At 66.5% G+C, this 22374-nt stretch carries 14 protein-coding genes; 2 read left to right on the forward strand and 12 right to left on the reverse strand.

What is annotated here, in order from left to right; translation table 11 throughout:
- Window positions 1–8 precede the first annotated feature (8 nt).
- The gene (locus OTER_RS09235; RefSeq protein WP_012374635.1) at window positions 9–2438 is read right to left on the reverse strand and encodes an ABC transporter permease; all 2430 of its coding nucleotides are present in this window, start codon (window positions 2436–2438) and stop codon (window positions 9–11) included.
- A gap of 357 nt (window positions 2439–2795) precedes the next feature.
- On the opposite strand from OTER_RS09235, the gene OTER_RS09240 reads away from it, so the two are divergent.
- Window positions 2796–4007, forward strand: coding sequence for a hypothetical protein (locus OTER_RS09240; RefSeq protein ID WP_148218066.1), 1212 nt, complete (start codon window positions 2796–2798; stop codon window positions 4005–4007).
- A 316-nt stretch (window positions 4008–4323) separates the two neighbouring features.
- On the opposite strand, the gene OTER_RS09245 is transcribed toward OTER_RS09240, so the two are convergent.
- Entirely contained in the window at window positions 4324–5121 is a 798-nt protein-coding gene (locus OTER_RS09245) for an MBL fold metallo-hydrolase (RefSeq protein ID WP_012374637.1), read from the reverse strand.
- 276 nt (window positions 5122–5397) lie between these two features.
- Between OTER_RS09245 and OTER_RS09250 the strand changes: the two genes are divergently transcribed.
- Window positions 5398–7044 carry an alpha-N-arabinofuranosidase gene (locus tag OTER_RS09250; RefSeq protein ID WP_012374638.1) on the forward strand — a complete coding sequence of 549 codons (1647 nt, stop codon included), beginning with the start codon at window positions 5398–5400 and terminating at the stop codon, window positions 7042–7044.
- Here the strand turns inward: OTER_RS09250 and OTER_RS09255 are convergent.
- The 10 genes from OTER_RS09255 to OTER_RS09300 form a co-directional block, all read right to left on the reverse strand.
- Window positions 7014–8261 (reverse strand): DUF418 domain-containing protein, encoded by a 1248-nt coding sequence (locus OTER_RS09255; RefSeq protein WP_012374639.1) that lies wholly within the window; start codon window positions 8259–8261, stop codon window positions 7014–7016. The genes OTER_RS09250 and OTER_RS09255 overlap by 31 nt on opposite strands.
- Before the next feature lie 287 nt (window positions 8262–8548).
- The gene (locus OTER_RS09260) at window positions 8549–9685 is read right to left on the reverse strand and encodes an alpha/beta hydrolase-fold protein (protein ID WP_012374640.1); all 1137 of its coding nucleotides are present in this window, start codon (window positions 9683–9685) and stop codon (window positions 8549–8551) included.
- A gap of 71 nt (window positions 9686–9756) precedes the next feature.
- Window positions 9757–11232: a M20/M25/M40 family metallo-hydrolase gene (locus OTER_RS09265; RefSeq protein ID WP_052300349.1), complete on the reverse strand. Its 1476-nt coding sequence runs from the start codon at window positions 11230–11232 to the stop codon at window positions 9757–9759.
- 125 nt (window positions 11233–11357) lie between these two features.
- Entirely contained in the window at window positions 11358–12449 is a 1092-nt protein-coding gene (locus tag OTER_RS09270; RefSeq protein WP_012374642.1) for an alpha/beta hydrolase, read from the reverse strand.
- Entirely contained in the window at window positions 12446–14731 is a 2286-nt protein-coding gene (locus OTER_RS09275; protein ID WP_012374643.1) for an SBBP repeat-containing protein, read from the reverse strand. The genes OTER_RS09270 and OTER_RS09275 overlap by 4 nt, the downstream gene beginning before the upstream one ends.
- A gap of 31 nt (window positions 14732–14762) precedes the next feature.
- Window positions 14763–15692 carry a TolB-like translocation protein gene (locus OTER_RS09280; protein WP_012374644.1) on the reverse strand — a complete coding sequence of 310 codons (930 nt, stop codon included), beginning with the start codon at window positions 15690–15692 and terminating at the stop codon, window positions 14763–14765.
- A 141-nt stretch (window positions 15693–15833) separates the two neighbouring features.
- A complete protein-coding gene (locus OTER_RS09285; protein WP_012374645.1) occupies window positions 15834–16598 on the reverse strand; it encodes a class I SAM-dependent methyltransferase in 765 nt (254 codons plus the stop codon).
- A gap of 42 nt (window positions 16599–16640) precedes the next feature.
- On the reverse strand, window positions 16641–17216 hold the full coding sequence (locus OTER_RS09290) for a carbohydrate binding domain-containing protein (protein WP_158305403.1): 576 nt from the start codon (window positions 17214–17216) through the stop codon (window positions 16641–16643).
- 152 nt (window positions 17217–17368) lie between these two features.
- Window positions 17369–19786: an ABC transporter permease gene (locus OTER_RS09295; protein ID WP_012374647.1), complete on the reverse strand. Its 2418-nt coding sequence runs from the start codon at window positions 19784–19786 to the stop codon at window positions 17369–17371.
- A 135-nt stretch (window positions 19787–19921) separates the two neighbouring features.
- Window positions 19922–22333: an ABC transporter permease gene (locus tag OTER_RS09300; protein ID WP_012374648.1), complete on the reverse strand. Its 2412-nt coding sequence runs from the start codon at window positions 22331–22333 to the stop codon at window positions 19922–19924.
- Window positions 22334–22374: the final 41 nt, after the last annotated feature.

Consider the following 22374-nt stretch of genomic DNA (forward strand, 5'->3'; position numbering starts at 1 on the left):
CGGACACTTTACTGCGCGCGGAGCGCCACCATCGGGTCGACTTTCGTCGCGCGCCGGGCCGGCAGCACGCAGGCGAGAAGCGCGATGGCTGCGAGCACGAGCGGCGCCAATGAGAGTGCGAGCGGGTCCGCCGGACTGACGCCGAATAGCAGCTGTCCGACCACGCGGCTGAGCGCGAGATAGCCAGCAAGGCCGGCGGCCACCCCAACTGCCACCAGTACCGTGCCCTGCCGCAGCACGAGCCACGCGATGCCGCGCGGCGTGGCGCCGAGGGCGAGCCGAATGCCAAACTCCGTGGTGCGCTGCACCACGGCGAAGGCCAGCACGCCATAAACGCCGAGCGCAGCAAGCAGGAGGGCCACCCCGCTGAACAGTGACAGCAGTGCCATCGGTGCGCGCCTCGCCAGCAGTGCCTCGTCCACCCGCGAGGTGAGTGTCTTCACGTCATAGAGCGGCTGGGCCGGGTCCACGGTCGCCATTGCGGCGCGGATCGGTGCGACCAGCGACTCGGCCGCCACCGTGGTTTTCACGACGACCGTCGCATATTCGTCGGGCAGCTGGGCGAACGGATAATAGAGCGTTTCCTTCGAGACGGGATTTTCCAGCGACTGGTTTTTCGCCGCCGCGACGACGCCAATCACCGTGCAACGCACGGGTTCCGGCCCGCCGCCGCGAATGATCACGCGATCGATCGGATCCTCGCCCGGCCAGTAGCGGTCGGCCATGACGCGATCGACGATGACGACCGGATTCGCTCGCGCGTCATCCTGCGCCGTGAACGTTCGCCCGCGGAGCAGCGGGATTTGCAGCGCGGCGAAGTAGTCGGGCGTCACGCTGATCCGGAATCCGTGCGGCTTCGGCTGGCCGGCGGGCGGCGTGTAGCCGTCGATGTCGTAGGAGCTCTGCGAAAAACTGCCGCCGAACGGCAGGCTGCTGGTGATCGCGGCGCGCGTCACCCCGGGCAGCGGGCGCACCTGCTCCAGCAGCCGCTCGCAAGCAGCGGTGCGGTGCGAGGGATCCTCGTAAGCGGGGCCGGCGAGAGTGAGCTTCGCGCTGAGCACGTTTTCCGCGACGAACCCGGGATTCTGCGCTTCGAGCCGCTGCACGCTCTTGATCAGCAGGCTGGCGGTGGCGAGCAGCATGACGGCGAGGGCGATTTCGCCCACGACGAGGGTGGCGCGAAGTCGCTGCGTGCGACGGCCGCCACTCGCGCGCTCGCCGCTTTCCTTCAAGGCGCCGGCGGCTTCACCGCGTGAGGCGGACCACGCCGGCATCGCGCCAAACGCCAGCCCAGTGGCCAGCGCGCACGCCAGGGTGAACCCGAAGATCGTGAGGTCGAGTTGCACGCCGTAAGCGCGCGGCAGGAGCGTCAGCCCAAATGCGCTGAGCCCGCGGATGCCGCCCAGCGCCACGAGCAATCCCAGGGCACCGCCGACAAGGAAAAGCACGAGGCTTTCGGACAACAATAGCCGCACCAGCCGGCTGCGGGCGGCGCCGAGCGCGGCCCGGATCGCGAGCTCCCGTTCCCTCGCCAGTGCACGCGCGAGCAGCAGGCTCGCGACGTTCGCGCAGCCGATCAGCAGCGCGGCGGCGACCCCGGCCTGTACCAGCCACAACATGCTGCGAACGTCCCGCACATTGCGCGCGAGAAAGCCGGTCACGCGGCCGCCGAATCCACTGGTTTCCCAGAACTGCCGGGAGTCCGGCAGCCGCTCCGCGTTGCGCCGCTGGAGGGCATCGAGCTCGCGCTGAATGGCGGCGAGGTCCGTGTCCGGCCGAAGTCGCGCAATCATCGTCGAGAACTCGTGACCGCGCTCCTGATCCGAGCGCTGTTCCGGGGTGAACGCGAACGGCACCCAGAGCTGGATCCGCGGCGCCGGAAAGTAAAAGTCGCGCGGCATCACGCCCACGACGGTGTAAGGTTCGCCGTTCAACCGCAGGGTGTGCCCGACGATGCCGGGGTCGCCGGCAAACCGCGTTTGCCAGCACGCGTGGCTGAGCACGACGACCCGGTCGCGCCCCGGTTGCGCTTCCTCATCCGTGAACACACGGCCCAAGGCGGCGCCGCTCTGCAACGTGGAGAACAGCGACGGACTCGCGCGCACGGCCGACACCCGCTCGGCTGTGCCGGAATCCGCCAGATTGAAGCTCGCGTAGTGGTAAATCGCGCTGTCGGCGAAGCCGCGCACGGCTTCGTGCCGGTCGAGGTAGTCCGGGATCGAAACGCCCGCGTCCGGCAGCCCCATCAGCGGGTAGGTATTGTAGACGTAGACGAGCCGGTCGGAATCGCGCCACGGATAGGGCTTCAGCAGCACCGCGTGGACGACGGAGAAGATCGCGCTGTTGGCCCCGATGCAGAGCGCGAGCGTCAGGAGGGTGATGGCAGTGAAGCCAGGGGCTTTGGCGAGCTGGCGCAGCGCGTGACGGAAATCATTCATGGCAGGAAATCCCGGCCGACGGCGCCGGCGGGAGGAGGGTGCGACGCTACAAACCCGGCGGCAGCCGAATAGTTTCAAGCTCCTTCCGTCATCGCGGCTCACTGGCCGCCACCATGGAAACAAGCAACTCGGCGTCCTGCTGAGGGCGTGATCGGGGGAAAACGCCGGGCGAAAGGTTGAACTCGGTCGGCGCGGGGCGCAGAGCGGAGACGCGGGATTCCGCCGACCGGTTCGTGTGAGTTGATGATCAGCGGAAGGCCGCGATCTCAACGCCGAGGCGAACGCGTGTCCCACGGGCGGCGACCTATCGTACCGGGACCCGAGCACCTCGGGATCGAATAACCGCAAGGTCCAACCATGAAAACAAGAAGCTTGATGGGTTTGATCGTGGTGATGCTCTCAGTGACGACGCCCGGGGCAGAGGCTGTCACCATTTCGTCGGAGGAGGGGCTGCAGTTCTCCCAACTCGACCTGACGTTTACCGGGGCAGCGCAGTCGAACTCGAGCTATGGTCTGGCGGCGGTGGATATCGCCGCTCTCACCACGGCCACGGGCCTCAGCTCCGGCTATCTCAACATCAGCAGCGCTTCGGGCTGGGTGGTGCGAAACATGCCGGTGGAAAGCAACAGTGGGCTCACGGGCCTCTCCACGATGTTTGATCTGGGCAACGCCCCGGGCACGCGCGTCGCAAACCTCGAGTTGCACGCGGACCTTTCGGCGACACCGCTCGCCAGCTTCAGCGGTGGATCGAATACCACGTTCGCGCTCACTTCCCTGACTTACAATGCGCAGGGCATCGGCGCTCCACGGGCCACGGCGCCGGGGTATCGCGTCGATACGAGTGACGTGGCTCCGGCTCCCGGAGGCCAGACGATCAGCCGTTGGCAGAGCGGACATCCCTCCGTCGATCAGGATACGAATCAGTGTGCGCCGGCCTCGGTGGCCAACAGTCTCCAGTGGCTGGAGGACACGCAGGGGCTCCCCGTGCCATACGACAACGTGCCCGGAATCCGGGACAATTCGCTGGTGGGAAAACTCGACCAAGCGATGAATCGCCCGGCACACAATCCCGTCGCGTCAGCCGATGCGATGTTCGCTGGGAAGAAGGGCTTCCTCGATGATCCCGCCAACGAATTGGTCGGCAAATTGATCATCAAGCGTTGGGACGGCACGCTCGACTGGATCATCAACGAGGTCGATGACGACGAGAACGTCGAGCTCGTGATCTATTGGGACGCCGGCGGAGGGCACGCGGTGGACCTGGTCGGCGCAGGCAAGGTGGGCGGCATACCTTGGGTGGCGTGGACCCACGATGCCTTTCAAAGCGACACACCCAACGGTGTGGGGACGCATTGGTTCGACGGCGGCGTTGGCTGGTCTCCCGTGATCGATGGAGAAATTGTGGCCTTCATCGGCGGCGAATTTTTGCGCGGGAGAATCGGTGATGCCATGTCGGAGTCGATGCGGCCGGTGCCGGAGCCGGCGACTTGGGCGGGCGGAGTGCTTGGCTGCGTGGTCTGCGGGTGGAGCGTATGGTCTCGCGTCCGCCAGCGTCGCGGCCGGCGCTGAACCGTAGGCGATTCTCAGGTACGGACCGCTCGCCGGGCAATGAAGGCTCGTGACGCGTGATAAGCGCCGCTCGCGTGCAGGCAACGCGAGCGGCTGGGGAGCGCCGAGTCCTGCCTCGATGCTCGTTGACCTTGCCGGCCCGGCCCGCGGTCGGACCTTGCCTTTTTCAACGCTGCTAGCCCGGACATTTCACGAAATTCGTGAAGTATCCGCCCTCGGGGCCGACTCTGTCGGGGCTAGCCGCGACAAGGTCACTCCGCCGCAGGCGGACGGAAATTTCGGGCGGAGCTTCACTCCGGTTCATGAAATTTCCGGACTAGATCGTCGGATTCAGCTGAGCGTCGAGGTAGTAGGCGCTCATCACTTCCTTGGGCAGCTGGCCGACGTACTTTTTGATCGTCTCGACCTGTCCGCTCGTGTGCACCGGCACGACGAACTTGGCGCCGGAGAGCTCAGCCATCTTCACCGCATCCGGGAGGTTGCCGCCGCAACCGGAGAGCAGCGGGAAGATCACGTCCGCCTTCGTCGCGGCCATTTCAGGAACCGGGCCGGTGTCGCCGGTTACGTAATAGCGCGCGCCGTTCAGCGCGAGGACGTAGCCGACCCAGCCGCCCGCCTGCGGATGTTTCGCCTGCGGATTTTCAAAGTAGGCCGGCACCGTGCTGACCTCGACGCCCGCGAGCTGGTAGGTCTGGTTCGTCGCGACGGTCTGCATGGTAATGCCTTTCTCCGCGGCGAGCTTCACCACCTCGGCCGGCCCGGCGAGGATCACCTGCGGGTTGGCCTGGAGATATTCCTGCAGCACCGCGGGCTGGAAATGATCACCGTGCGGATGGGTGATCAGAATCAGATCGGGCTTCACCAGACCGGCTTTGACCGCGAGTGGATCCGTGGGGCCGGCGGTCGGATCGACGAAGACCATGCCGCCACCCTTGCGCGCGAAACGAACGTCGTTGTCGCGGAGGTGGACGACGCCTTTGAGCACCTTGCACTTCGCTTTCGCGTCGGCCATCGGGCAATTCATCTTCCCGGGTTTTTCACCGGCCGAGGCGGAAATCAGAGAGGCCGCAAGTGCGGCGGCGACGAGCAGCGAACAGGTCAGGTTTCTTTTCATGGCGGGGTTTGGGTTCAGTTGCCGGCGGAGATCGCCGACAGCCCTATGCTGCGCAGCCCGGCGCGGCGAGCAGTCGGGTTTCGACAGGGGGCCGGCACGTTCGACGAGCGGTCGGAATCGCGGACGGCGACGCCGGGCGTCAGCGCATCGCGCGGCGGCGCCGGCCCGTTACGGTCCTGTGACGCGGCGGTTGCCGGAGCACCGCCGCGCGCATCGTTGTTGGTTCCACCCCCAACTTGCGACGGATGCGGTCCGCGTCGTCGCACTTTCCGCCCCATGAAGATCACGAGTCGCAGGCAGTTTGTGAAGCAATTGGTCACGTCGGGCGCCGTGCTGACGGCGGCGCCGTGGCTGCGAAGCATCGGTTATGCGCAGAATTCTCGGGCGCGCGTCGCGCGCACGCTGATCGATCAGGCGAACATCCGCTCGCAGCTCGACCGGCGGTTGCTCGGCGCGTTTCTCGAGCATCTTGGCCGCGCGGTCTATACCGGCGTCTACGAACCGGGCTCGCCGCTGGCGGACGAAAGCGGATTTCGGCGGGACGTGATTGCCGAGGTGAAGGGACTCGGCGTGCCGAACATGCGGTATCCGGGAGGAAACTTCGTCTCGGGTTATCACTGGCAGGACGGCGTCGGGCCGAAGAACCAGCGGCCCACGGTGCTGGAGCGTGCCTGGAATTCGCTCGAGACGAATCAATTTGGCACGAACGAGTTCATGGAATGGTGCAAGCTGGTCGGCACCGAGCCGCTGCTCGGCTTCAATCTCGGCACGGGCTCGGCCGAGGAAGCGGTGGCGTATGTCGAATACTGCAACGTCGCGCGCGGCACCAAGTGGAGCGACCTGCGGCGGCAGCACGGTTACGAACAGCCGCACAACGTTAAGTATTGGTGCCTCGGCAACGAGATGGACGGCCCCTGGCAGATGGGCCGGCTCACGGCTCCGGAATACGGCCGGAAGGCTCGCGACGCCGCGCGCCAAATCCGTGTGATTTCGCCCAACGCGCAGCTCATCGCGTGCGGTTCAAGCAACACGATCTTGCCGACCTACCTCGAGTGGGATCGGCAGGTGCTCGAGGAGTGCTATGACCAGGTCGATGGCATTTCGCTGCACAACTACTATGGCAACACCGCGGCGCTGACCGGCGGCAGCAGCGCGCGGTATCTCGCCATGAACCTCGACATGGAGCGGCAGATTCACGAGATCGCCGCGGTCTGCGACTACGTGCAGGGGCTGCAGCGTTCGCCGAAGCGGCTGTGGCTGTCGTTCGACGAATGGAACGTCTGGTACCGCGCCCGCGGCGGTGCTTTCGCGAACGGCCAGGGCAAGTTCGCGCCGCGATTGCTCGAGGAAGTCTACAATCTCGAGGACGCACTGCTCGTCGGCGGTTTCGTGAACACGTTGCTGCGCCAGTCGGCCCGCGTGCGCGTCGGCTGCCTGGCGCAGATCGTCAACGTGATCGCCCCGCTGGTGACCAACGAGACGTCGGTGCTGCGGCAGAGTATCTACTATCCGTATGCGTGGGCACTGCAGTTTGCGCACGGACGTGTGCTGGACCTGGAGGTGGAAGCAGAGACCTACCCGATTCACGCGGAAGGGTTGCGGGCGGATTTTGCGCGGGAGGATCAGGTGCCGTTCGTCGACGTGGTGGCGACCTGCGACGCGGCGCGTCAGCGTGCGAGCGTGTTCCTGCTTAATCGCGATCTCGAAAACGAGCGCGAGTTTGTCGTCGACTGGCGGAATCCAACTCCGGCCCGCGTGCTGACGGCGCTCACGCTCACTGGAGGCGACCTCAAAGCGGCCAACACCTTCGACCGACCGACGCTCGTCGCTCCGCAACCGCTGGAGCTGCCCGCGGTCGGAGCGAAAATGACGTTCAAACTGCCAGCGCGCTCCTACAGCGTGGTGCAGTTTGCGACGGCCTGAACGGGTTCGGCGGCGACGGCGGGCCGTCGGCGGAGCGGCGTGGTCCACGAGCCCAGGGTGGCGGAGCGCCACAGCCATTCGAGCGGACCGTAATGAAAGCGGTGCAGCCACCAATGGGCGGCGGCGAGCTGGAGCACGAAAAACCCCGCGCCGGCGAGAATGCTGTAGAACTGCCCGAGCTCACGATACAGCCCGAACCCGAAGTTGTAGTAAACCGGGACCCAGAACAACGCCTGCGTGACGTAGCAGGTGAGGCTCATCCGTCCGAACGGAATCAGCAGCCGCAGCAGCCCGCGCAGCCGCGTATGGTGATAAAGCAGAATGAAACCGCCCACCCAGACCAGCATCTGTGCGAGGTGAACGTAGGATTCCATGGTCGTGACGGCCAGGCGGCGGACGGGACCGCGCGGCACGGCCACGCGCAGGTATTCCTGCACAAAATAGGTGAGCGCGAAGGCGAAGACGCCGATGACGAGCGCTTGCCAGGCCAGCCGCACGTAGGCCGGGGGATTTTCGAAGATGCGCTTCCGGCCCAGAATCAGGCCGCAGCCGAAGAGGGCGGCCATTTGGAGCCAGCGGCCATTGTCGATCATCCACCACCATTTCGCGAGTTGGCCATCGACGAGGTTGGCGCGAAACACGTCCAGGATGCCGCCCTGGCCGAACGCAGGGTAGATCGCGCCGTAGTAGGCGCCGAAATGTGTCGGCGGTAGCACGTAGCCGGGCTGGAAATAGATCCGGGCGAGCTGCCAGAGGAACGGCAGCTGGAGCAGGAGCACCGCGGACAGCCAGGCGAGCGTGCGGTTGCTCAGCGCGTAAAACCACACGAGCGGGATCCCCAGCACAGCGAGGATCGTCAGAATGTCGCCGCAATACAGGATGCTATGAACATAGCCGATAATGCCGAGGACCGTGAGCCGCCAGAGGAACCGCCAGCGGAAATTGACGCCGCGCCGGGCGGCCCGATCGAGCAGAATAAAAAAACTCAGCCCGAAGAGCATCGCGAAGATCGCATAGGATTTTCCGGCAAACAGAAAGGACACCGTGGCAAACACGCGCCGATCGAGCACCTGGAGCCAGCCGGGCTCGTTGGGCGGAAACACGTAGAAGTCGAAGTGCTCGCCGGAATGCAGGAGCAGAATGCCCATCAGCGCGAATCCACGCAGGGCATCGACGATTTCGATTCGAGGGGCAGGGGCAGTATCGGCAGCGATCATGTCAAGGAGAGCGCGCGTGGCGTGAGTGCACACGCGCGCAGGGCGTCCGAATAGCCGGACGCGACGCTCAGCGAGCTGCGACAGTGAAGCCTCGTGCGACGCAACGCGAGCCGGAGCATCGAATGTGCTCCCGTCGCGGCGCCTCTGCGTGCAGTCCCGGCAGCACAGACAGGGGTCGATGGCCGCGGCATGCGCCGCATGCCGGCAGGCGATCACCGCGGGCGAGATGCTGCCTCAGAAAGCGAGTCCCGGCGGCACGTCAAATCGCGTCGCAGCGGCGGGCCGATCTACCGCGTCGGCGGCTGCAGCTCCGCGAGCATCCGGCTTGCCCAGCCATGGGTGGGTTCGAGTTGCAGGGCTTTGTTCAGCGCGGCGATCGCGGCGTCGCGGCGCCCCGCCTTTTGGTGCACGAAGCCGAGGCCGGCATGCAGCAAGGCGCTGGCCGGGTAGCGTTTGGTGCCGAATTCAAACAGACGTTGTGCCTCCTCGAGCCCGCCTGCCGTGGCGCAGCTGTAGCCGGTGTCGAACAGCAGCGACTCCGGCACCTCCAGGCGGAAACCGTAGCGCTCACTCAGGGTGGCGTAGTGTTCGCGCATCGCGGCCAGCGTGAGCAGTGCGTGCGGCGGGTTGTAGTCGGGAAACAGGGCGCGCAAGCCTAACGCCACGTCCATTTCCGGCACGTGGCCTTCGTTGGTGCGCGTTGCCTGTTTCCACTGCAGCCAGCCGGGTGACCGGCGCCGCAGCAACTCGGCGAAGCCGGGCAGTTCGTTCGTGGCGCGCTCGTAGTCGTCGTCGCTCGCGATCAGGAAAAGAAACTGCCGGGCGCGGTCGGATGCGGCACACGCGGCCTCGGTTTTTTCGCGGATGAGCTTGGGGCACCAGCCCAGCATCGGGCTGCTGGCGAAATACGCCTGCACGGGCAGTTTCCCGGATAGCAGCGCATAAACGGCGAACACGCCGCTATTCGACGCGCCGTAAAGAATTCGGTAGCCGTTGGTGCGAAACGTGCGGTCGACGAAAGGAACGATCTCGTCCGCGAGCGCGGCGAGGTGCCGGTCGGCGCTTGCCGTGCCGCCGGGATTCTCCTGCGGAACGAGCACGAAGTTGCCGCGCGGCAAATCGAGGCCGACGAGAATGAACGCCGGCAGCTGGCCGGCATCCGTCATGCAGTCCAAGGTCCCGGCGGCTTGGGTGAATTTCGCGCGCGCGTCGGAGCCGAGGAACAGCAGCACCGGATAACGCTGAGTGCCCGCGCCGTAACCGGCCGGCAGATGCACCACGAGGTCCACGTTCTCGCCCAGGCGCGGTGACTCGATCGTATGCTTGTGTCCGATGCCGATGACGGGAGCGTCGGAGCCCGCCGCCAGGGCCGGCACGAGCGCGAGCAGGAACAAGCGGATGAGAACGTGGGCAGAATTTTTCATTTCGGGTTTTCCCTTTGCGGTCGATCGCGTGTTTCAGGTCACGGGTCCCGAGCGACGCGTTTTCGTTGGGTTCAGTTGCGCTCGGCTGCGGGCCTCGCGAGGATTTTCATCAACTCGTAGAGGAACTCGGTTCCTTCATCGAAGGCCGCGATCGAGAGGCGCTCGTTTGCGCCGTGGGGATTGCCGAGTTCGATGTCGCCGAAGGTGCCGTTGACGCCGAGCGTGGGGATTCCGGCCCGCCGGAGTTTTGCGGAGTCGCTCGACCAGGGATCCATCACCGGCAGCACCGGAATCTCCGGCCAGCGCGCGTGAGACAGCTTTTCGACCGCCGCCCAGACTTCGGGGACGAGCGGCGAGGCGGGGCTGGGCCGGCCCGAGCCGAGTGGAATCACCTCGATCTTCGGATCTGCGAGAACCTCCTCGATCGTCTGGCGGACGAACTCCGCCGTGTCCCCAGGAAACACACGACAATTCAGGATCGCCTCGGCGGATTGCGGCAGGGCGTTGTCGGCGTGTCCGGCCGAAAGACGCGTGGCCACGCACGTGGTGTGAAGAAGCGAGTTGTAGAGAACAGAGCTGGCGGCGAGCCGCTGGGCCGCCGCGAGATCGGGCGGATCCTTTGCGACGGCTCTCAGATCATCGGCGCGGGCACCGGTCTCAGTGAGGGCGATCCGTCGGAAGTATTCCCGCGTGGTTTCGTTGAAACGGAATGGAAACGAGTGGCTCGCAATGCGCGTGAGCCCGGCCGCCAGCCGATAGATCGGATTGTCCGTCGTTGGCAGCGAGCTGTGGCCGCCCTCGCCCTGCGTGCGGAGGCGGAAGCTGAGATAAGTCTTCTCGCTGGTCTGCACGGTGAGGCGCCGGCGTTTGCCTTTTTCCATGTAGCCACCGCCGGCATCCAGATTCAGGCAATACGCCACGTCCATCAGGTCGGACCGGTTCGCCAGCAGCCAGAGAAGCCCGTTGGCGGGGCCGGCTTCCTCATCGGCGGTCAACGCCACGATCAGGTCGCGACCGGGCGTGAAGCGCTCGGTGCGGAGGCGAATGAGATTCGCGACGAGTTGGGCTGCGGCGGATTTGTTATCGCCCACGCCGCGCCCATAAAAGTAACCGTCGCGCTCGGTCAATCGGAACGGATCGGAATGCCAGCCTTCGCGTGGGGCATCGACCACATCCAGGTGCGCAATGAACAGGATGGGCTTGTCCGTTCCGCTTCCCCTCACGCGCACCACGAGGTTCTGGCGATCCGGCCGCGAGCCAAGCAACTGAACCTCGGCATCGGCGAACCCGCCGTCGCGGAGACGCGTAGACGTGGCCTCGGCTGCTTTCGTGCAGCCGTGGGCTGGGGTGGTGTCGATCTCCACCAGCTCCCGGAGAAGCGCACGCGCCAGGGATTCGCTGCCGGAGGAACGGTCGACCGCGTGGGGCGGCCCGGCTTCCGTCGCGGCGGTGACCGCTGTCAGGCTCGACAGGGCGAGGAGCGAAGCGGCGAGTCCGGCCGCGCACGTCAGGCGGGCCAAACAGCGTGGCGCGTTTTCAAGGCACATCGATGTCATGGCGGATGGGTTTATTACTCTGCCCGCAGCGATGCAATGGGGTCGACCTTGGCGGCGCGGCGCGCGGGGACGAGGGTGGCGACGAAGGCGGCGAGCGCGACGCGGAACGCATGCATTCAGCGCGAGGGTTCGAGGAGAAACGCCAGCGCTTCGTCGATCCGCTCGGGAAAATGATCCGGCAACTCGTGGCCCATATCCGGGAAGGAGCGGAAGAGCGTGGGCACCGCGGCGCGTTCGAAGAGCGTGCGCATCTCCTGTTGGCCCGCGAAGCCGTCGTCCTGCTCGCCGCAGAAGAATGCGGCGCGGACGCCGCGCGCGGCGGCGTTGCGCAGCGACGGCTCGGCGAGATCGCCAGGCTTGGTCGGAAACGCGAGGATCAACCCACGCGCGGGAATCCGGTTGCCGGCGACGAGCTGGATTGAGGCTCTGCCGCCGTTCGATTGGCCCGCCAAAACCACACGATCCGTGTCGACGGAATTGCGTTCGAGAATCTGTCCGTAGGCGGAGACGAGGGAAGCGAAGCCGTCGTCGGCAAACGCGCGCGAGAACGAGCCGCGGAGCAGGCTGCCCTGCATGAAGGCGACGAGGCAATCGGAACGCAGCCGCGGCGACTGCCAGCGCTCGGCCATCGCCGCGCTGCAGCCGGCGCCGCCGTGCAGGACGATGACGAGCGGATATTTCCGCGCGGGGTTGTAGCCAGCCGGTTTTTCGACGGCGTATTCGAGCTGCGCAGTTTTCTCCGCCTCCGCGCGGAGCCGATTGTTTTCACGGAGCAGCGCATCGAAGCCGTCGAGCTTCGCGAGCTCGGCGACGTAGCCTGGCCGCGCCTGCGGTCCGGGCTGCAGCGGAAAGAAAAGACCCTCGGACTGCGCGCGTTGAAACAACGTGAAAAGTCCCGGCCAGTCGGCGCGCGCGGCGTAGCGGAACGACAGCTCGAACAGGATGAGCTGGTAACGCTCGTAGGGCGCGGTGATCCGTGAAAGCGATTCCTCGAGCTGCGCGATCGCCTCGGCCTGAGCGAGTCCGCGCACTGCAGGAACGGCCTCGCGATAGGCAGCCGAGAGCACCGGCAGTTGGATTTCGACGGCGAGTGGGACCGTGGGCGCTGGCGTCGACATTTCGGCGGCGCGGGAATCCGTCGCGGTCGAGGCGAACCCACCGGTGGCGAGCAACGCGACCAAGAGGGTGATCCGGAAGTTTCGTTTCATTTTGAAGAGGACGCGGTGAGATCACACAGCAGAGGAATGCTTGCGGTTGCGACCCAGTAAACGAAGCCAGCGCCGCCCCGCTCGAGCGGCAGCCGCGTGAAAAAAAGATACTTCCCGTCAGGACTCACCGTGTCCGGCGCCACGAACCCGTGCGAGGCGCCGCCGGCATTCACCCGCTCGCCCAGATCGACGGGCACGTTGAAGCCGTCTCCCGCGGGCGCGGCGACCATCAGCCGGCCCTGGTCCCACCGGGCATTCCGCGAGAAGTAGAGATTCCCACGCGCGGTGATCGACGGATAATACTCGGTCTCGCGGGTGTTGATTGTTGGTCCGAGCGGCGTCGGCTCGGAGAACCCGGCATCATCGTAGCGAACCCAGAACAAGTCGCCGCCACGGTCGTAGTAGAAGAGCCGGTGCTTGGTGGCGTCGAACGACACCTCCTTGCCGGTGAAACGGGTCGGTGCTGGCTGCGACCATCCCTCGGTCCCACGGCGCATCTCGTAGGAGGTACGGTCGGGGTAACGTGAGAAGATCAGCCGGCGGCCGTCGGGCGAAAACTGCACCGCGTGGGTGTTCTTGTCTTCGACCGACACCGTGCCGCGACCAAACACGACGGGCTCGTCGCTCGGCGGGGACTCACCGAGATAGTCACAGACGAAGGAGTCAGCGCGCTTGGCCATTGCATCTGTCGCGGGCGCGCTCAACACGGCGCGGGTGGGCATGGACGCCGAGTCAACGCTGCGGTGGATTGCCGGCAGCGCGAAACGCGCGACGAAGGCGTCGCCGCCCCATTCGCTCTTCCCGCCCTGGTAGGTGGTGTCGCCGGCGCCGGGCGTGACCGGGAAGTCGACGGACGTGGTGTTGCCGGCCAGATACACGGCGCCGTTCGCGATTACCACCGGGCCGGGAACTTCGTGACCGCTGCCGCCGAGCAGGGTCGAGGAGCGGAGCGAATTCGTGGCGGGATCGAACAGTGCCACGAACAGATCCGTCGGCCCCTGCAAGATCCTGAAGGGAGCGTCGGCGGTCGTGGGAAAATCAGCCGATTCGGTCCGGCCGACGAGGACCAGCCGCCCTGCGGAGTCGACGGCGAGAGCGGGATTCCGGTCGGGCTTGCTGCCGCCGAGCAGCGAAGCGTAAAGCAGTGCACCGCTCCGCGGGTCGAGCCGGGCGAAAAAGACATCGGAGCCGCCTCGCGGGGTGCGCGAGTAGGCGTGCTCAGTCGTGGGAAAATCATCGGACGACGTCTCGCCCGTCAGCCAGAGGTTGCCGGCGGAATCCAGCGCGACGTGGTTGCCATATTCGACGCCGCTGCCGCCGAGGTAAGAGGCATACTCCAGCGCCGTGCCGGTGGGATTCAGCTTCACGACGACGGCGTCGCCTCCGCCGCGCTCGCCCGCGCCGCCGCGGAACGATGGGGCGAACGCATTCGCGCTCGTCGGGAAATCCGTGGAGGTGGTCGTGACGGCAAAGGCGACGCTGCCGGTCACGTCGAGCAGCAGGTTCCCGCCGTGCTGGTCGATTCCATTGCCGCCGACCAGCGTGCAGTAGACGAGCTCCCTGCCATCGGGGCTGAGTTTCGCAACAAATACATCCCCGCGCGCAGCGGGTGTGGCTTCGCCTCCCTTGAAGGCGGTCTGAAACGCGCCGGCAGTCACCGGGAAATCCGGCGATGACGTGCTGCCGAGAACGTAGGCGTGGCCGGCATCATCCACGGCGATCTTGCCCGCCATGTCGCGGCTCGTGCCGCCGAGCAAGGTCGCGTAGATCACGCGATCACCCGCAGGGCTGAGTTTGATGACGAATGCGTCGCCGTGGTGCCCGTCGCCGGGACCGCGGAAGGTCGTCTGGAACGCACCGGGAGTCGTGAGAAATGACGGGTTGGTGGTGTTGCCCGCCAGGTAGATGCAGCCGTCGCGATCGAGGGCGACGCCATGCACGTAGTTGATTCCACCCGCCGCGCCGAGATAGGTCGAATAGAGCAGCGTGCCCGTCGGACCGAGCTGGGCGAAATAGAGACCACTCGGAGTCCGGCTCAGTGCGTCGGGCGTCGTGGGGAAATCCTTCGAATCGATCGGCGCCGTCAAATAAATGTTTCCCGCCGGATCGACGGCCAGCCCGTGCGCGCGGTCCTCGCCCGTGCCGCCGAGATAGCGGGCAAACTCGAGCCGCAGCGAGGTGGAAACCGCGGGGCGATTCGAGACATCCGGGGTCGCCGGTGCAGCGAGGCAGGCACCGAACGCCATGATGCAGGCCGCGAAGAAGGCAGGAATCTTGTTCATGTGAGTTGTCGGTGATGGCTGAGTCGTATGTCTACCGGGGGCGTTTTGAATCTTCCGACGAAGCGTCGCGTCGGGCCCGCAGCGCCGGGAGGGCCGCCGCATCGATCCAGTAAATGTCGTTTTGTCGATCAGGCGTGTCGCGGGCGAAGAAGAGGTATCGGCCGTCCGGCGACAGCCGCGGGAATACCTCCTGACGCGGGGTGTTGACCGGTTCGCCCAGGCTGACGGGCTCAGCCCAAGTGCCATCCGGGCACCGGAGGCTGAGGTAGAGATCGCCCGGATCGTGGCTGGCATCGCGGCGATTCGAGGAGAAAAGCAGGAAGCTTTCGTCGGGGGCGATGCACGGCGCCCAGTTCATGAATGGCGGCAGATTGATGGCGTCCGGCAGCAACTCGGGTTTGGCATACGCGCCGTCGATGAACTCTGACCGGTAAATGCCGATGTTGCCGCGCACGCCCAGCGCGGGGGCTTGCGCGATGAAGTAGAGCGTGCCGGTGGCGGATACCGACGGAAGATGCAGGGACTTGAGGTCGGGAAAACGCGCCACGATCCCGAGCGCACGTGGTTCGCCCCAGCGCCCATCGCGCTTTTCGGCGGTCCAGAGATCGTTCTGCGAATCAAAATAGGCGCGGCGGCCATCAGGCGAAAGTGCGACGGTGCCGGGAAACGGGGACGCCTGTGGTCCGGTCCAGCGGCCGTGCTCCAGACGCATCCAACGAAAAAATGCCAGCCACTCCGGGTTGTCCGGGCCGGGCGGCCGGTTCGAAAACCAGAAAACCTCCGTGCCGTCGGGCGAGAACGAGATCGTGTGCTCGTTTTCGCCAGCCGACACGATCCCGCGCGCGAAAACCTCCGGCGTGGCGACGGGCGGCGGTTGCCCGAGGTAGTCACTGCAAGAGCCTGCGACTGCGGCGGGGCCTGCCGAAAGCGCGCAGATCACCAAAACAACGAGACGATTCATAGACGGGATCGATGAGGGGACGACCTCAAAGCTGCCGGCATGCGGCGCGTCCCACAGCGGCCGTTCGGCGGAAGGTCGGCGAGCGTCGACGAACGGTCGGGCACCGCGGCGAAATGCCGGAGGGGCCGGCGAGCCGAAGACCTAACGCGGCCTGACCACGAAAAACGCGTAGCTGTAATACTCGCCGTAGCGGCGGTGGATGTCGACTTCGTGCTGGATCAACGAAAGCGCTGTCTGGGCAGCCGGATCGCCAGCATATTCCTTCTTCAACACGCCGACCCGTGCCTCCAGCGGCCTGTAAAAGTCGCTCCACCAGGCTTCGGCCGGAAGCGGGAAGTGTCCGAGCGTTTCGAAGCCGGCCTCCGTGATGATCGCGAGATTTGCGGGCACATCAGCCATCCGCGGATACTCGGCCTCCCAGAACGCGCGCGCCGCCGGCGGTGGATCACCGCGCAACCACACGGCCTCGGTGAATGCGATCCAACCCCCAGGCCGCAGCAATGGCCGCCAGCGCCGAAGCGCGTGTGTGACGCCGAGGTTGTAGACGGCGCCTTCCGACCAGATCAGATCGAAGGATTGGTCCGCGAACGGCGGAGCGTCCATATCGCCGCGGTGGACGCGGATCCGGTGCTGGAGACTTTTTGCGAGCGCGCCTGCCTTCAGCCGCTCGAGCAGGGGTGCGTGCGAATCCAGTGCATCGATCGTGCTGTGTGGAAGCAACTCCGCCAGCTGCAGGGTCTGGCCGCCGCTGCCGCAGCCCAGATCAGCAATCCGGGGTTCCGCGGGCAGCGCCGGGCCCAGCGCGAGCGCACGCGCCGCGCACTCACGACTGCCGGGCCCTTGGCGCGGCAGGGCTTCGAAGACCTCGAGGAAGATCGGCCAATAGCAGTCCGGCTTTGGCGTCATGTTCTCTCCAGTAGGCTGAGGCCGGAGGGCGAGGCAACGCGGCTAGGCCACACGCTCGGTAACGCTGACCGCCTCGAAGGTGATGACGTTGGGCGGACAATGGCCAAGATTGAACTCGAACCGCGCGTGGGGCTCGCTCGCGGCCTTGCCCATCCCGAAAGTCGTCGTGAACTCCTGCCACTGCTTAGTGAGCGGGTAGTCGGTCCGTGGCGCATACGAATACCACGTTCCGACCTGCGCGATATCGAGCGTTAGCAGCTGGGGCCGATCGGCGCGGGCCTTGAACCGGACCTCGTAGGTTTTTCCCGTTGCGAGGGGTAGTGGCAGGAAAGACACCTGCACCGCCCACCAGATGCTGCCGCCGTCGGCGATCTGCACCCGCATTTCTCCGCGCACTGTCGTCAGCTCCGCCTGTCCGCCTTCGCCGAGCACGAGGTGCCAGCCATCGGCGCGCGCGATGGCCGCGCGGAGTTCGGGCGTGAGCTGGTTGTAGACCGGCCAGGCCGGCAGCGTTTTGGGCTCGGTACTGAAAGGACGGAGAAGATTGCCCGGCGGCGCCACCCGAGCTGAGCCGAGTGCGGCACCGGCGGCGCAAAGCAGGGCGGAGGCAGCAATCACGGAATGAATTCGATGCCTGTAACACCGACCACCTTCAATCTTCATCTGGTGACGGCCGCTCCCGTTCCGGCGCGGGGACCGCGTCGCCGAAAAAACGCAGCCGTTCGCCAAGCCGGCGCGCCGCGGGAGCGCAGTTGCGACAGGAAGGTGTGCTACTCGGCACGCAGCGCGTCGAACGGATCGACGCGCGTGGCTTGCCGGCCGGGTACGTAGCACGCCAGCAGTGCGCACAACACGAGCCCACCGGCGACGGCGGCGAGCAAGGCCGGGTCGCTCGGTCGGGTCTCGAACAGCAGGCTCTCGAGCACGCGTCCGCCGGCGAGTGTCAGCACCAAGCCGACGCCGAGCCCAAAGGCCACCGGTCGCATGCCATGCCGAAGCACGAGCGTCCGGATGCTCCCGGGCGTGGCGCCGAGCGCCATCCGGATACCGAGTTCCTTGCGGCGGCGGGCGATCGCATACGCAACCACACCGTAGATCCCGAGCATGGTCAGCAGCAGCGCCGTGGTGGCGAAGACGGCGACGAGCAGCAGTTGGAAACGCTGCGTGGCCACCGACGCGTCGAGCACATCGTCCATCGTGCGAAAGGGCGGCACGGGCACCTGCGGGTCGACCGACGCGATCGCGGCGCGCAGTGCGGCCGCAGCGGACTGGGCGTCGCCACTGGCGCGAGCCACGACCGTCATCCGCAGAAACGGCCAGTCGCGCTGCTGGCGGTAAACGGTGGGCACGGGCGACCGATTCGCCGAGGGGCGGACGTCAGCGGCAACTCCGATCACCTCATACTCTTCGCCGGGGTTGCGCTCCACGTGCCGACCGACCGGGTCTTGATCCGGCCAGAGCAAGCGCGCGAGCTGCTCGGAAATGATGGTCACCTTTCGGCCACGATCCCGGGCATCGAAACTGCGCCCGGCGCGCAGCGGCAGGCCCATTGCTTCAAAATATCCGGAGCTGACGAATCGCGTATTGACGTTGGGTTTCTCCTCAGACGGGCGGGGATCGCCGGCCGCGGCCGCCTTGTCGACCCACGTTTCGCCCGCGAGGGGAAGCAGGTTCGTCACGGCGGCGGCGGTGATGCCGGGGGCTGCGTTCAGTTGCGCGACGATCCGCTCGAAGTAGGCGGACCGTGCTTCCGGCTCCGGATAACCCGCGTAAGGAATCGCGAGGCTGGCGCTGATCACGGTCGGCGCGCGGAATCCCTGTTCGGCACGCAGCAGTCGGACAAAACTTCCGCCGAGCAACGCCGCCAGTGCAAGCAGCACCACGCTGAGCGCGACCTCGGTGGTGACGAGCAGGTCGCTCCAGCGGCGCGACTGACGGCCTGACGCAAGCGCGCGGCTGCCGGCGCTGAGTGCTTGCTGGGGATCGCTGCGCGCGAGCCGCCACGCCGGCAGGAAGCCAAAGAGAAGTCCGGTGGCGAGCGTGCAGGCCAGCGCAAACCCGAGCACCCCGGCGTCGATCGAGATGTCACCCGCCCGTGGCAGATCGGCCGGGGCGAAGCGCAGGAGCGACGCCAGCCCGACTCGCGCGAGCAGCACGCCCAGTGCGCCGCCGGCGAGCGCGACGAGCATCGCCTCGGTCAGCGCGGCGCACACCAGCCGACTGCGGCTGGCGCCGAGCGCCTGGCGCACGGCCGACTCCTGCTGCCGGCGTTCGGCCTGGGCGAGCAGGAAATTCATCAGGTTTACGCAGCCGATGAGCAGCACCGAGGTGACCGCGGCGAACAGCACCATCAGTCCGCGGCGTGAACGGCCCACGACTGCTTCATGCAGCGGCGTCGCCACGGCGCGCAGCACGATGTCCGGCTTGCCGGCTTCCGCTGTGATCTGACCCGCGATTCTGTTCAACTCGGCTTCGGCCAGCACGGGGCTCACGCCAGCTTTCAGGCGACCGATCGCGCCGTAGTTGTGTCGCCCCAGCCGTTCCTGGAGTTCGTCAGCGGCGAAGACCTTGGGACAGAAAACGTCGGGATGCGCCGGAGCTCCGCTGCCGATCTGGGCCCGCGCGGAGGGAAAGCGGAAGCTCGCCGGCAAAACGCCAATGATGGTGTGCGGCTCGCGATCGAGAGCGAGCGTGCGGCCGATGACGGCGGGGTCGCGCCCGAAGGCGCGCTGCCAGAGCGCGTCGCTGATCACCACGACGTGGTTGCGGCCCGCGTTTTCCTCCTCCGGGACGAAGGTGCGCCCGAGCACGGGCGGCACGCCGAGCACCTCGAAAAAACCGGCGGACACGCTGATCAGGCCAACCAGCTCCGGGCGGTCGGTGCTGGAAATGCTTGCCGTGCGGCCGTCAACGACGGTGAGGTGGCTGAACGACTGCGCCCGCTCCTGCCACGTGCGGAAATGATAGGCGTTGACCGGCAGGGGTTCGGAGCCGAACACCGGCATCGACTCCCGCAACCAGACGAGCTGACCCTGCTCCGGGAACGGCAGCGGCTGCAGCAGCACGCCGTTGACGATCGAGAAAATCGCAGTGCTCGCGCCGATCCCGAGTGCGAGGGTGAGGACGGCGATAACGGTGAACCCGCGAGCGCGCGCGAGTCGGCGGAAGGCGAAGCGCAGATGCGACACAAAAGTTGAAGTTGGAGGTTTAAGTTGAAGAGGCGCGTTGATCGGAGTTCGGAGATCCGAGGACGAAGAGCGGAGATCGGAGGCCGGGAACTTGAACTTAAACTGGAGACTTCAACGGCGCCGACGGAGCCGGCGCTATTCGGCCCGAAGGGCAACCACGGGATCGACGCGCGTGGCGCGCAGGGCCGGGATGAGGCACGCGGCGGCGGCGACCGCCAGCAGCAACGCGGCGTTGCCGGCGAAGCTCAACGGATCGTAAGCCGTGACGCCGAAGAGCAGGCTCTTGAGCAACCGCGTGAGCGTGAACGCGCCAACGAGTCCGATCGCGAGGCCGAGCGCGACGAGTTTCAGTCCGCCGCGGAAGATTAGTCCAAGCACGTCGCGTTGCTGCGCGCCGATCGCCATCCGGATGCCGATCTCCTGCGTGCGTTGCACGACGGAGTAGGCGATGACGCCATAGAGACCCAGCGCAGCGAGCACCAACGCGAGCGAGGAGAAGAAACCGAGCAGCCGCGTGATTAAGCGGCGCGGGGCGACGGCGTTGTCGACGAGCCGGTCGAGCGCGTAGTATTCGCCGTTCGGCAGCGTGGGATCATAGCTGGCGAGCGCGGCGCGGACTTCCGGGATCAGCGCGGCAGCGGGACGCGTGCTGCGCACCACCATTTCCACCGCGCTGACGTCCTGGCCTTGACGCAGGCAGAGATACATCTCGGGACCGCCGCCCTGCTCGAGCGAGCTGTGGCGGACGTCGCCAACGACACCGATGATCGTCGAACCACCGTCTCCCCCGACCCTCAGTTTTTGACCAAGCGGATCGCGGCCGTCGGGAAAGGCGATCCGGGCGAGGGTCTGGTTGATGACGATGGTGCGTTCGGCCTTTTCGTGATCACGTTCGTCGAAGAGCCGGCCGGCGATGAGCGGGATCTTCATCGTGGGCAGATAGCCGCTGTCGACGATCCGCGGATAGGCGATCGGGTATTTGCCTTCCGGGTATTGAATGCCGACGGCGCCGGCACCCCAGGTGCGGTTGCGGCCGAGCGGAAGGCAGTCGCTGAGCCCGACCGACTCCACGCCAGGCAGGGCGGCGACGCGGCGGACGGCGCCGTCGAGGTAGGCGCTGGCTTCGGGGACGTTGGCAAAGGAGCGGGGTGGATCGACGCGCCACGCCATCGCCTGCTGCGGCTGGAAACCGAGGTTCACCTGGAGCAGGGCGTTGAAGCTGCGGAAGAGCAGGCCGGCCCCGACGAGCAGCATGCAGGCGAGGGCGACTTCGACGACGACAAGGGTGTTGCGCGCGACAGCGGCCGTGCGCCCGGCGCTGCGCTGCTGGTTCGAGTGCTGCAGCAACTCGGTCCGCTGAGCGCCCGAGAGGTGCACCGCGGGCAGCAACCCGCAGGCGAGTCCGGCGAGCGTCGTGAGGCCGAGGGTCAAGGCGAGCGCGACGGGATCGACGCTCGCGTCCTGCAAGAGCGGCACGCCGAAGGTCTGCAGCCGCGCGAGCGCGGCGGTGGCGACGACGGCGCAGGGCAGACCGATCAATGCGCCAGCGAACGCGAGCAGCAGGCTTTCGGTGAGCGCCTGCTGGATGAGATGGCGCCGTCGGGCCCCAAGGGCGATCCGGACAGCGAACTCCTGCCGGCGCACGTTGATCCGGGCGAGCAGGAGGTTGGAAAGATTGACGCAGGCGATGGCCAGCACGCACGCGACGGCGCCGCTGAGCAGCAGGAACGCGCTGCGAAACCGGCCGCGCAGCGCGGTGTCGAGCGAGCTCACCTTCGCGCCGAACTGGTCGCCGCGGCCGATCGACTCACGCAGCCGCAGGCTGATCACGGTCAACTCGGCCTGCACCTGCTCGAGCGTCACGCCCGGCTTCATCCGCCCGAGTCCGAACACAGTGTTACCCCAGCGGGCGGTTTCGTCGGTCAGCGGGAAGGGGGTCACCACCTCCACCTCGTTACCCGGCGTGAAGATCGCATCGAAGTCGAATGTGGGCGGGAGCACGCCGACGATGGTGGTGGGCGTGTTGTTGAGCGTGACGGTGCGGCCGACGACGGCGGGATCGCCGGCGAACCGGCGTTGCCAGAAGGAGTGGCTGAGGATCACCGCGCCGGGGCCCTGCCAGCGACATTCCTCGGCGGTGAAGTTGCGGCCGTGCAGCAGCGGGATGCCGAGGGTCGGGAAAAAGTTGTCGGAGACGCCGACGCCGCGCAGCCGCTCGGGTTCGCCACTGCCCGTCAGCGTGTGCCGGCCGTAGTCGGAGAAGGCGAAATATGCGGCCAGCGCGTCGAGCGTCTGGGTTTGCGCGCGCCAGCCGTTGAAGACGTCGACGCGCGTGGTGCGACCGGACAAGCCGCCGCCATAAACGTTCTCGATCCAGACGAGTCGCGTCGGTTCGCGGAAGGGCAGCGGCCGGAGCAGCACCGCGTTGAGGATGCTGAACATCGCGGTGCAGGCGCCGATGCCGAGTGCGAGCGTGAGGATCGCGGTCACCGCGAACGCAGGAGACTTGGCGAGCTGGCGGAGGGCGAAGCGCAGATCTGCGATCATGAGGGTTTAAGTCTGAAGTTGAGGTTGAAGGGGGCGGCACC

It is taken from the genome of Opitutus terrae PB90-1 (assembly GCF_000019965.1).
Taxonomy (GTDB): domain Bacteria; phylum Verrucomicrobiota; class Verrucomicrobiia; order Opitutales; family Opitutaceae; genus Opitutus; species Opitutus terrae.